This window comes from Nocardia aurantia (assembly GCF_009604425.1).
Classification (GTDB): Bacteria; Actinomycetota; Actinomycetes; order Mycobacteriales; family Mycobacteriaceae; genus Nocardia; species Nocardia aurantia.
The window spans coordinates 635,264-646,951 of record NZ_WEGI01000003.1; the positions used below are offsets into that span (position 1 = coordinate 635,264).

Sequence of the window (11,688 nt, forward strand, 5' to 3'; positions counted from 1 at the left end):
ACGCGACCCCCCACCCTCCGCGCCGCCGCCGCACCACCCAGCACACCCACCACCACGAGGAGACCCCGGCTCCGGACCTCTTCTCCCTCACCGACCTTCTGCCCGAGGAAGACGAAACATCCACGCCCCCGGAGAAACCCGGCCGGAACCGTCAACGATCGGGCACCACCCGCGAGCCTCGCACATCCGGCCCGAAGTCCTCGGCCCCCGAAAAGCCCGGCTCGCCGGACCGCGCGAAATCGGCGGCCCGGAGCACCACACCGATGCCGGAGCCCCTGGACACTCCGGACCACGAATCCCCATCTCCCGGACTGCCGACGTCGGAGGCCACGGCGGCACCGACCTCGACCTCGTCATCGCCGGGCGCCGCGGTAACTGCGAACGAGGAGGTAGCGGATTCCGTGCGGGCCGATGCGACAGTGGGCGGTGCGGGTCGGGCGACGGCCGAAGTCGACCCACTCGGGGACTTCCTCGCGCGGACAACCGGTTTCGCGCTTGACGCCGACGCCGACGCCAATGCCGACGCGAGCAGGGGTGCCGACGCGAGCGGGGGTGCCGACGCCGAAGCGAGCGGGGGTGCTGAAGCGAGCGCAGGCACCGATGTCGACGCCAATGCCGATGTCGACGCCAACGCCAATGTCGATGTCGGCGGCAATGCCTATGCCGATGTCGACGCTGAAGCCAACGCCAACGCCAACGCCAATGCCGCCGCCGACGCCGCCAACGCTGATGTCGCTGCCGACGCCGCCAACGCTGATGTCGCTGCCGACGCCGCCAACGCTGATGTCGCTGCCGACGCCGCCAACGCTGATGTCGCTGCCGACGCCGCCAACGCTGATGTCGCTGCCGACGCCGCCAACGCTGATGTCGCTGCCGACGCCGCCAACGCCGACGCCGATGCCACCGCCGACGCCACCAACGACGAAGCCAACGCCGACGCTGGTGCCCGCAGAACTGATGCCGACGTGGGTTTCGGTGCGGGCGCTGATGTCGACATCGACGTAGTGGCCCACGTGGATTCGGTGGGGTCGCAGACGGCTGACACCGATCCGGTGCGGCAGTCGTCGGCTCGGTCGGCCGCGCGGGATGTCACTCGTCCGCGAGGTGCGAAACATGCTGCCGGGCAGGAATTCCGGGTAGCAGGCGACACTTCCGTCGGATCCGTCCGGACCGATCGCGCACCGGGCTACGCGCAGCCCGGTGCGGCTTTCCCGCACGATCCGGAGCCGGTCGCCGGGCAACCGTTCGAATTGTGCGGGGAGCTCCCGGCCGGGACGACCGTGCTGGAAGCCAGTGCGGGAACCGGGAAGACGTACGCGATCGTCGGGCTGGCCGTGCGGTTCGTCGCCGAGATGGGGGTCGACGTCTCGCAGTTGCTGCTCGTCACCTTCAGCCGGGCGGCGACGCAGGAGTTGCGGGAGCGGACCCGCGATCGGTTCGTCGCGGTGGCGGCCGGGCTGGCCGACCCCGAGGCCGGGCGTCACAGTGACGATGAGCTGATTCGTCATCTGGTGCAAGCGGATCCGGCAGAGGTGGCGCGTCGGCGCGCCCGGGTGCTGGCGGCGCTGTCCGATTTCGACGCGGGCACCATCGCGACCACGCACAGCTTCTGCCAGCGCATGCTCGACGAACTCGGGCTGGCGGGGGAGCAGGACCCGGGCGCGCGACTGGTCGACAATGTCGACGATCTGGTCGCTACCGTGGCCGACGATCTCTATCTGTCGCGGTACGCGCGTGGCGGAGCGCCGTTCCCGATGAAGGAGGCGTACACGCTGGCCCGCGCCGCCGTGCAGGACCGGCACGCACGGCTGGCGCCGGGACCGGAGATCGGCGATCATCCGGCCGCCGACCGGGTCGGCTTCGCGGCCGCAGTTCGGACGGAAGTCGAACGGCGCAAACGACTCTCGGGCCTGCGGGACTTCGACGACTTGCTGGTGCTGCTGCACGAGGTGCTGTCGGATCCGGCGCACGGCGAGCGGGCCTGCCGCCGCATCCGGGACCGGTACCGGGTGGTGCTGGTCGACGAGTTCCAGGACACCGACCCGCTGCAATGGGACATCCTGCGGCGCTGCTTCCACGGTCATGCCGCGCTGGTGCTGGTCGGCGATCCGAAGCAGGCCATCTACGCCTTCCGCGGTGCAGAGGTGCTGAGCTACCTCGACGCGGTCGCGCAGGCCGACGGGCGGCGGGAGCTCACCACCAACCGGCGCAGCGACGCGGGCCTGCTGAGTGCGCTCGCCCATCTCATGGGCGGTGCGGCCTTGGGACACCACGACATCGCGGTACATCCGGTCTCGGCGGTGCGGCCGCGCACCCGGTTGGAGGGTGCGACGACGGCCCCGCTGCGGCTCCGATACTTCACCCGCGACGGCGCGGGCCCGAAGAACAAGTCCGGCTTCCCCACGGTCGGCCGGCAGCGTTCCCGTGTGGCCGACGATCTGGCCGCGGACGTTGTCGCACTGCTGGATTCCGGGGTCCGGCTCGGCGACCGGCCGGTGGGGCCGGGCGACATCGCCGTGCTGGTCCGCACCCGCGCACAGATCGATCTGGTCCGGGCCGCGCTCGACAAGGTCGGTGTCGCATCGGTACTGACCGGCGGCGCAAGCGTTTTCGGCACCGAGGCCGCGACCGACTGGCTGTGGCTGCTGCGCGCCCTGGAACAGCCGCACCGCGGCGACCGGGTCCGGCTCGCGGCCGGCACCCCGCTGCTGGGCCTGACCGCGGCCGAAATCGACGTGGGCGGTGCGGATCTCGTGGGCCGGCTGTCCACCCAGCTCCGTGAGGGCGCGCGGCTGTTCGGGCGCGCCGGATTCGCGGCGGTCTTCGAGAAGCTCGCGGCCGAGACACGCCTCGCGCCCCGGCTGCTGGCGGTCGCGGGCGGAGAACGGCAGCTCACCGACCTCCGCCACCTCGCGCAACTGCTGGATCAGGCCGCGCTGCGGGAATCGCTCGGGCTCACCGCGCTGACCCGCTGGCTGGCCGACCGGGTCCGCGACCCCGCCTCGGGCGCGGTGTCCGACCGCAGCCGCCGCCTCGACCGCGACGACGCGGCCGTGCAGATCGCCACCGTGCACGCCAGCAAGGGTCTGGAATTCCCCGTGGTGTACCTGCCGTTCGCCTGGGACAGCGCGAAGAATCCGAATCCGGTCACGCTGCTGTTCCACGAGGACGGCGATCGGGTACTGGACGTCGGTGGCCCCGAGGCGCCCGGCTACACCGAACGCAAGAAGTTCGCCGAGGCCGAGGAGTCCGGCGAGGAACTGCGCCTGCTGTACGTGGCGCTGACCCGGGCCCAATGCCAGGTGGTGGCCTGGTGGGCCCCCGCCTACGGCACGACCTTCGCCCCGCTGCACCGGATGATCTTCGGCCGCGGCCCCGGCACCCCCGACGTCGCGGCCAAGGCCGAGGTGCCGCCGGACCAGGTGTGCGTCGAGCAACTGCCCCAGTGGGCCGCCGACGCCGGTCCCGGCCTCATCGACGCGGAACGGGTCACGACGATCCCGAAGGCGCGCCCCCGCTGGGAGCGGGCCGAGCCCGCGACCGGTGAGCTGGCAGCGGCCGTCTTCGACCGCGACATCGACCACGACTGGCGCCGCACCTCCTATTCCGCCCTCACCGCGGGCGCCCACGACACCCACTCGCAACCGGACGAGGCCCCCGGCGTCTCCGACGAGCCCGAGACCCCGGTGGATCTGGCCGACGCGACCGAATCCCCCTCCGCCGCAGCCTCTCTGATGAACGACCTGCCGTACGGCGCGGAGTTCGGCGTCCTCGTCCACGGCGTCCTGGAACTGGTCGACACCGACGCCCCCGACCTCGCCACCGAGGTCCGTCGCCGCTGCGCCGACGCCGTCGCGGAACTGATGGCCGACATCGACGTGGCGGCCCTGTCCACCGCCCTGCTCGCCGTCCTGCACACGCCACTGGGAGGGTCGCCGACCACGCCGAATCCGGCGAGCCGGTCGGGAGCGACGGACCAGGTCGGCGCGCCGACAGAGGATCCGATGAGCGCACCGGCCGCGACGGATCCGGCGACCGGACGGCACATCACCGAGTCGCCGAGCGCTCCGGCGGTAACCCGGCCCGGCCGGACGGCGTCGGCAGCTCAGCCCGGGCCGGTGGCGTCGGCAGCCCACCCCGGGCCGGCGGCGTCGGTAGCCCGGCCCGGCCCGGTGGCGTCGGTAGCCCGGCCCGGCCCGGCGGCGTCGCCGAGTGGGCGCGGGCCGGCCGAGTCTGCGGGCGGCTCGTACCCGGCCGAATCGGCGAGCGGTCCCACCCCAGTGGAGTCGGCGAGCGTGCTGGGGGTGAGTGCGTCGCGCGGGGAACCGGCCGGACGGTCGCGAACTGCCCTGTCGGCGGGCCGGGATCGGGCAGCGGTGCCGATGGGTTCCCTCGCGGCGGTCGCAAACCGGGATCGCTTGAACGAGTTGGCCTTCGAACTCCCGCTGGCCGGTGGCGAGACCCCCGCCGCCGAGTACGCGACCCTGCATCGGATCGCCGCGCTGCTGCGGCGCCATCTGCCCGCCGGTGACCCGTTCGAGAGCTATCCCGATCAGCTCGACGCGCTCGACGACACGCCCCTGCGCGGCTACCTGACCGGCAGCATCGACGCGGTACTGCGCTTGCCCGGTCCCCGCTTCGTGGTGGTCGACTACAAGACCAACCGGCTCGGCACCGGCGACCTCACCGTCGACCACTACACCCCGGACCGGATGGCCGCGGAGATGATGCGTTCCCATTATCCGTTGCAGGCGATCCTGTATTCGGTTGCGCTGCACCGGTATCTGCGCTGGCGGCTGCCGGGCTACCGGCCGGAGGAACATCTCGGCGGCATCCGATACCTGTTCGTACGCGGCATGATCGGCCCCGAAACCCCGCCCGGCTGCGGCGTTTCCGAATGGGATCCGCCCGCGGCGCTGATCACGGACCTGTCGGCGCTGCTGGCCGGAGAGGTACTCGGATGACCGCCACCCAGCCGGCGCAGTGCGCGACCGGCCTGCTGCGCATCGTCGGCACCGCCGGGGTGTTGCCGGCGCTGATCACGGACCTGCCGGCGCTGCCGGCCGGAGAGGCGCTCGGATGACCGCCATCCAGTTGGCGCAGCGCGCGACCGGCCTGCTGCGCACGTTCAATGCCGCCGGTGTGCTGTCGGCCGCCGATGTCCATGTCGCGCTGCGCCTGGGCCGGTTGGGCCGCGAGGCCGCCGAGCCGGTGCTGCTGGCCGCCGCGCTGGCGGTGCGCGCGGTGCGATCGGGTTCGGTGTGCCTGGAACTGGCGCGCATGCACGAGATCGGTGTCGACGGTGAGGGTTTCGACGGCGCGGCCGATCCGGACGCCATCGATCCGGCCACCCTGCCGTGGCCCCCGGCCGACGCTGTGGTGGCCGCGCTGCGGGTCAGCCCGCTGGTGTGCGGCAGCGACGCCGGTCCGCTGCGCCCGCTGCGGCTGGTCGACCACGAGTCGGGGCCCCTGCTCTACCTGGACCGGTACTTCCGGCAGGAGCAGACCATCCGGGCGGCCCTCGTCGACCGGTCCGGTACCCATCCGCTGGTGGATCCGGAAACCGTTCGGCGGCAACTGGATCGGCTGTTCCCGGACAGTGCCGCGCCGGGCGATCCGCCGGATCGGCAGCGGGTGGCCGCCGCGCTGGCCGCGACGCACTGGACCACCGTGGTCGCCGGCGGTCCCGGCACCGGCAAGACCCACACGATCGCCCGGATCCTGGCGCTGCTGACCGCGCATCAGGCGGCGATCCCGGGAGCGCCCGCACTCCGGATCGCGCTGGCCGCCCCGACCGGCAAGGCCGCCGCCCGGCTCCAGGAATCGGTGCGTGAGCAGGCCCGGGGCCTCGACCTGCCGGAGTTGACCGCCGCGACCCTGCACCGGCTGCTGGGCTGGCAGCGCGGCGGCGCGACCCGGTTCCGGCACCACGCGCACAACCGCCTGCCGTACGACGTGATCGTGGTGGACGAGACCTCGATGGTGTCGCTGACCATGATGAGCTGCCTGCTGCCCGCGGTCCGCCCGGACGCCCGGCTGGTCCTCGTCGGCGACCCGGACCAGCTGGCCTCGGTCGACGCGGGCGCCGTGCTCGCCGACCTCGTCGCCGGACCTGTTGCGGCGCAGCCGAATCCGGTACTCGATCAGATCCTCGGGGCGGACGCCGCGCCCGCCGGTCACCCCGACGCGCTGACCGTGCGGGAACGGGACCGGTTGCGCGGCGGCATCGTCCGGCTGACCCGGGGCCGCCGATTCGGTGGCCGCATCGCCGAACTGGCGGTCGCCGTGCGCGCGGGCGCCGCCGACGACGCGCTGGCGCTGCTCGCCGCCGGTGGTGACGAGATCTCGCTGTGCGCACCGGATGTCGTCACGGATGTCCGCGCCGACGTGGTCCGCGCCGCCCGCGAGGCCACCGCGGCCGCCGAGCACGGCGACGCCGCCACGGCGCTCGCGGCGATGGAATCGCATCGACTGCTGTGCGCGCACCGGCAGGGCCGCTTCGGTGTCGAACACTGGGACCGGCTGGCCGCCGGGTGGGTGGCCGCCGCCGGTCTCGGCGCGGAACACGGTGGCGGGCACTGGTTCCCGGGTCAGCCGCTGCTGGTCACCGCCAACGACCACGAGGCCCGCATCTACAACGGCGACACCGGCGTGATCGTCCGGGCCGCCGACGGTACGCTGCGCGCGGCCCTGCAGCGCGGCAACGAACCGTATCTCGTGCACCCCACCCAGTTCCCGGGCGTGACCACGGTGTACGCGATGACGATCCACCGCAGCCAGGGCAGCCAGTACGGCACCGTCTCGGTGGTGCTGCCCGGTCCCGAATCCACCCTGCTCACCCGGGAACTGTTGTACACGGCCATCACCCGGGCCCGCACCCACGTCCGGATCATCGGTACCGAGGAGGCGGTACGCGCCGGTATCGGCCGACGGGTGTTGCGCGCCAGCGGATTACGCGCCTGACCGGCGCGCGGTCCGGGCGCCCGCATCGCCTCGCCGGATCGCGGCGGGCGGGGCCGAGCTGATCAGTCGCCCTCCCCCGAAGGGAACAATCCCGGTAGCGTGAGGGCGAATTCGAGGTCGGCGCGGGTGCCGAGGGTGACCAGGACGCTGCGGATCATGGTGAGCCGGGCGGCGGCCAGCGCGTCCGGATCCGGTGGGGCCGCCGACAGCCGGTACACCACGAATTCGCAGACCTGCAACGCGGTGTCGAGTTCCAGCGGGCCGGGCGGGCGGCGGCCCAGTGCCGCGAATTTGGCGCGGACCAGGCCGCGGATGTCGTCGAAGGCGTCCTCGCGGTAGCCGGAGACGGGGGAGCCCGGATCGTGGAGTTCGGCGAAGACCGGCCGCAGCATCGGGCCGTGCCCGGCCGCCCACTCCAGATAGGCGTCGATGAGGGCGATGCCCAGTTCCGCCGGTTCGGTGGACTGCGCGAGCGCGTCCCGGACCCCGCCGACCAGACCGTCGTTGGAGGCGGCGAGCAGCACGTGCAACGGTTGTTCCGCGTTGCCGAAGTAGCGGTAGAAGGTGGGCCGCGAGATCCCGGCCCCTTCGATGATGCGGGCGACGTGCAGGCCGCGGGACCCGTGTTCGGTGAACACCGCGGCGGTGGCGGCGACGATGCGGGCGCGTACCTCGTCGGCCTGCTCCGCGGTCTGCGGCGGCCGGCCGCGCCGGGTGCCGGACGCGGTCACTGCATCGCTCGTCATGTCCGCAATCCTTTCAAACCCGGGTGCGGGGTTGACAACGTCACCGGGCCGGGTATTAATCTAACACCACTGTTAACGTAACAGTCGTGTTCAGATAATTCGTGCGCGCTGTTCGACCGAGAGGGCCGACAATGACGACCGCCCCGCCGACCGCCACCGAGGCGCTGCCGCGGCCGCTGGTGCACCGCCTGCTCGCGCACGCCGTCGCCGGTGGCGCGGGCACGGTTCCGGTGCACGCGCCCGCCACCGGGCAGCCGATCGTCGATCTGCCGCAGTCGTCGGTCGCCGACCTCGACCGGGCCTTCGCGGTGGCCCGGGCGGCGCAGCGCGACTGGGCGGAAGTGTCGGTGCGCGAACGGGTTTCGATCCTGCGCCGATTCCACGACCTGGTGCTCGCCGAACAGGACACCGTGCTCGACCTGATCCAGCTGGAGAGCGGCAAGTCGCGGGTGCACGCCTTCGACGAGGTCAGCGACGTCGCCGTCAACGCCCGCTACTACGCCGCCCGCGCCGAACGGCTGCTGGCGCCGCGCACCCCGCGCGGCGTGCTGCCGGTGCTCACCCGGGTCGAGGTGCGTCACCGGCCCAAGGGTGTGGTCGCGGTGATCTCGCCGTGGAACTATCCGCTCGCCCTGGCCGCCTCCGATGCGCTGCCCGCCCTCGCGGCGGGCAACGCGGTGATCGCTCGCCCCGACAACCAGACGGCGCTGACCGCGCTGTGGGCCATCGATGCCGCCCGGCGCGCCGGCCTGCCGGAGGGCCTGTGGCAGGCGGTGCTCGGCCGCGGCGCCGCCATCGGCGGCGAGGTGATCGCCCGCGCCGACTACGCCGACTACGTCGACTACACCGGATCCAGCGCCACCGGCCGCATCATCGCGCGGCAGGCCGGCGAACGCCTCATCGGCTGCTCGCTCGAACTGGGCGGCAAGAACCCCATGCTGGTGCTGGCCGACGCCGACCCGCGCGCGGCCGCGAAGGTCGCGGTGCGGGCCTGCTTCGCCTCGGCCGGGCAGCTGTGCGAGTCGATCGAGCGAATCTACGTGCACGACACCGTGTACGACCGGTTCGTCACCGAATTCACCACGCGCACCGAGGCGCTCGCGCTCGGCTCGGCGCTGGACTATTCGTACGAGATCGGCTCGCTGACCTTCCGGCGGCAGCTGGACACGGTCACCGCGCACATCGGGGACGCGGTCGCGAAGGGGGCGACCGTCCTCGCCGGCGGGCGCGCCCGGCCGGAACTGGGCCCGTACTTCCACGAGCCGACCGTCCTCACCGGGGTGACACCGGGGATGACGGTGTACCGGGAGGAGACCTTCGGCCCGGTGGTGTCGATCTACCGGGTACGCGGCGACGACGAGGCCGTCGAGCAGGCCAACGACACCGCCTACGGGCTCAACGCGAGCGTCTGCGGCCGCGACGTCGCGCACGCCCGGTCGGTCGCCGCGCGGGTGCGGGCCGGGTCGGTGAACGTCAACGAGGGTTACCTCGCGGCGTGGGGGAGTGTGGCCGCACCCTCGGGCGGACTGGGTGATTCGGGCACCGGCCGCCGGCACGGACCGGAGGGCCTGCTCAAGTACGTCGACACCCAGACCATCGCCACGCAGCGCGCGCTGCCGATCGCGCCGCTGCCCGGCATGTCCGAGGCGATGTGGGCCAGGACCCTGACGCGGTTCCTCGGCGTCATGAAAGCGCTGCGGCAGCAGTGAATCCACGCAACCAACGGGAACGGAGCAACGGGGACATGGATTCGGTGGCCGGGGCGACGGTGCTGATCACCGGCGCCGCACGGGGTTTGGGCAAATCCTTCGCGCAGCGCGCGGTGGCCGAACGGGCCGCGCACGTGGTGCTGTGGGACATCGACGCGGCGGCTCTGGCCGGCACCGCCGCCGAACTGACCGCGGCGGGCGTCAGCCGGATCCACCGGCACGTCGTGGATCTGTCCGACCCGCAGGCGATCGCGGCGGCGGCCGAGACCGTGCACGCCGAGATCGGCACCGTCGACATTCTGGTCAACAATGCCGGTGTGGTGCACGGCAATCGGTACTTCTGGGAGACCTCGGACCGCGCCGAGATCGAGCGCACCATGGCCATCAACGCCCTCGCGCCGATGCGCGTGGCGCTGGAATTCCTGCCCGCGATGGTCGCCGGCGGCCGACCGGCCCGGCTGCTCACCATCGCCTCCTCGGCGGCCCTGGTGTCCAATCCGCGGATGAGCGTGTACGCCGCGTCGAAATGGGCGGCGCTGGGCTGGTCGGATTCGGTCCGCTTGGAGCTGGAGCAGTCCGGCAACGGCCACGTGCGCGTCACCACCGTCTGCCCCACCTACATCGACACCGGAATGTTCGAGGGCGCCAAGGGTTTCCTGTTCACGCCGGTGCTGCGGCAGGAACAGGTGACCGACACCGCGTGGCGGGAGATGAAGAAGGGCACGCCACTGGTGGTGCTGCCGTGGACCTCCCGGCTCAATCGGGCAATCTCCGGGCTGTTGCCGGTGAAGGTCCGCGACCGCTACCTGAACGCGGTCGGCGTCTACCATTCGATGGACGAATTCACCGGCCGTGCGGTGTAATCCTTCCGGGCATTAACACGCCACGCCGAACAGCCGATACGCTGAGCGGACGGGCGCTGCCCGATCGGAGGGAGACGAGGGCACATGGGCCTCAGGGACATGATTCGCGGCGAGTTCATCGATCTCATCGAATGGCTCGATGACGGCAACTCGACGCTGGCGTGGCGATTTCCGCGCTACGACAACGAGATCAAGAACGGCGCACAGCTGATCGTGCGCGAGGGCCAGCAGGCCCTGTTCGTGTACCGGGGGCAGCTCGCCGACCGGTACGTACCCGGCCACTACACCCTCACCAGCGAGAACATGCCCATCATGTCCACGCTGCAGGGCTGGAAGTACGGCTTCAACAGCCCGTTCCGGTCCGAGGTGTACTACATCAACACCCGTCCGGTCACCGACTTCCGCTGGGGGACACCGCAGCCGGTGACGGTCCGCGACCCCGACTTCCGGATGGTGCAGGTCCGCGCGAACGGCACCAGCACGGTGAAGGTCACCGATGCGGAGGTGTTCCTGCGCCAGGTGATCGGCACCGAGAGCGTCGTCGACACCGAGCAGATCGTCGACCTGCTGCGCCGCAACATCTCCCTGGCCTTCTCCGACATGGTGCTGCAGACGGGCCTGGGCGCCATCGACCTCCAGGGCCGCCAGGTCGAATTGTCCGACAAACTGCGCGAATTCGTGGCGCAGCGGATGCAGCCGTTCGGCCTGGGCGTCGATCAGGTCACGATGATCATCTCGCTGCCGGAGGAGATCCAGCAGGCCATGACCCGTGGCGTCGCCCGCGGTGTCGAGGCCAGCGGCTTCCTGAGCAACGTCGACCTGAACCGCTACCAGCAGGCCCAGGCCGCCGACGCCATGCTCGCGGCTGCCGAGAACCCCAGCGGCGGTGGCGCGATGGGCGCCGCCATGCAGGCCGGCATGGGTGTGGTGCTGGGCGGCCAGATGGCCGGCGCCATGCAGGGCGGCTTCGCCCAGCCCCAGCCCCAGCAGCAGCCCCAACCCGGTTACGCCCCGCCTCCGCTGCCCGGCCAGCAGGCATTCCACATCGAACTCGACGGCCAGGCCGCGGGCCCCTACCCCCAGGACCAACTGCGCCAGTTCGTCGCCTCGGGCCAGCTGACTCCGCAGACCAATGTGTGGACCACCGGCATGCCCGCCTGGGCTGCCGCCCAGACGGTCCCGGCCCTGCAACCCCTGTTCGCCGCGCCGCCCCCGCTGCCCGGCACCCCGCCGCCGCTGCCCCCGCAGTAGCACCACCGGTCGCCGCGCGAGCGGCGACAACACCTGCGCGTCGGCGGCCGTGTGCCGGCTCGGCGACCCGGCACACCTCCACCAAGTCTTTCGGGGCCACACGTGAATCAGCAAGACCACCCCCACTCCGCCGCGCCACCCCCCGGCGACGGCGCC

General features: G+C 72.1%; 8 protein-coding genes. 6 read left to right on the plus strand and 2 right to left on the minus strand.

Translation table 11 applies throughout. From position 1 onward, the window contains the following. Positions 1-353: 353 nt before the first annotated feature. The gene (locus NRB56_RS09255; RefSeq protein WP_194290785.1) at positions 354-1,241 is read right to left on the minus strand and encodes a calcium-binding protein; all 888 of its coding nucleotides are present in this window, start codon (positions 1,239-1,241) and stop codon (positions 354-356) included. 39 nt (positions 1,242-1,280) lie between these two features. On the opposite strand from NRB56_RS09255, the gene NRB56_RS09260 reads away from it, so the two are divergent. Genes NRB56_RS09260 through recD form a run of 3 tightly spaced genes read left to right on the plus strand, consistent with a single transcriptional unit; the run spans position 1,281 to position 6,963 of the window. After that, positions 1,281-4,964, plus strand: coding sequence for a UvrD-helicase domain-containing protein (locus tag NRB56_RS09260; RefSeq protein WP_406603450.1), 3,684 nt, complete (start codon positions 1,281-1,283; stop codon positions 4,962-4,964). Next, positions 4,961-5,083, plus strand: a complete 123-nt coding sequence (locus NRB56_RS39655) for a hypothetical protein (RefSeq protein WP_264767003.1) — start codon at positions 4,961-4,963, stop codon at positions 5,081-5,083. Before NRB56_RS09260 ends, NRB56_RS39655 begins: the two co-directional genes overlap by 4 nt. Continuing rightward, positions 5,080-6,963, plus strand: a complete 1,884-nt coding sequence (gene recD, locus NRB56_RS09270; protein WP_153340301.1) for an exodeoxyribonuclease V subunit alpha — start codon at positions 5,080-5,082, stop codon at positions 6,961-6,963. The genes NRB56_RS39655 and recD overlap by 4 nt, the downstream gene beginning before the upstream one ends. Before the next feature lie 62 nt (positions 6,964-7,025). On the opposite strand, the gene NRB56_RS09275 is transcribed toward recD, so the two are convergent. Further along, positions 7,026-7,709 (minus strand): TetR/AcrR family transcriptional regulator, encoded by a 684-nt coding sequence (locus tag NRB56_RS09275; protein WP_153340303.1) that lies wholly within the window; start codon positions 7,707-7,709, stop codon positions 7,026-7,028. Positions 7,710-7,840: 131 nt separating this feature from the next. Here NRB56_RS09275 and NRB56_RS09280 point away from each other — a divergent pair, with 131 nt between their 5' ends. The 3 genes from NRB56_RS09280 to NRB56_RS09290 all read left to right on the plus strand — a co-directional run bounded on the left by NRB56_RS09280 (position 7,841) and on the right by NRB56_RS09290 (position 11,532). Further along, entirely contained in the window at positions 7,841-9,418 is a 1,578-nt protein-coding gene (locus NRB56_RS09280) for a succinic semialdehyde dehydrogenase (RefSeq protein ID WP_153340305.1), read from the plus strand. Between the two features lie 35 nt (positions 9,419-9,453). Then, positions 9,454-10,281 (plus strand): SDR family NAD(P)-dependent oxidoreductase, encoded by an 828-nt coding sequence (locus NRB56_RS09285; protein ID WP_153340307.1) that lies wholly within the window; start codon positions 9,454-9,456, stop codon positions 10,279-10,281. 84 nt (positions 10,282-10,365) lie between these two features. After that, the gene (locus NRB56_RS09290; RefSeq protein WP_194290777.1) at positions 10,366-11,532 is read left to right on the plus strand and encodes an SPFH domain-containing protein; all 1,167 of its coding nucleotides are present in this window, start codon (positions 10,366-10,368) and stop codon (positions 11,530-11,532) included. Positions 11,533-11,688 lie beyond the last annotated feature (156 nt).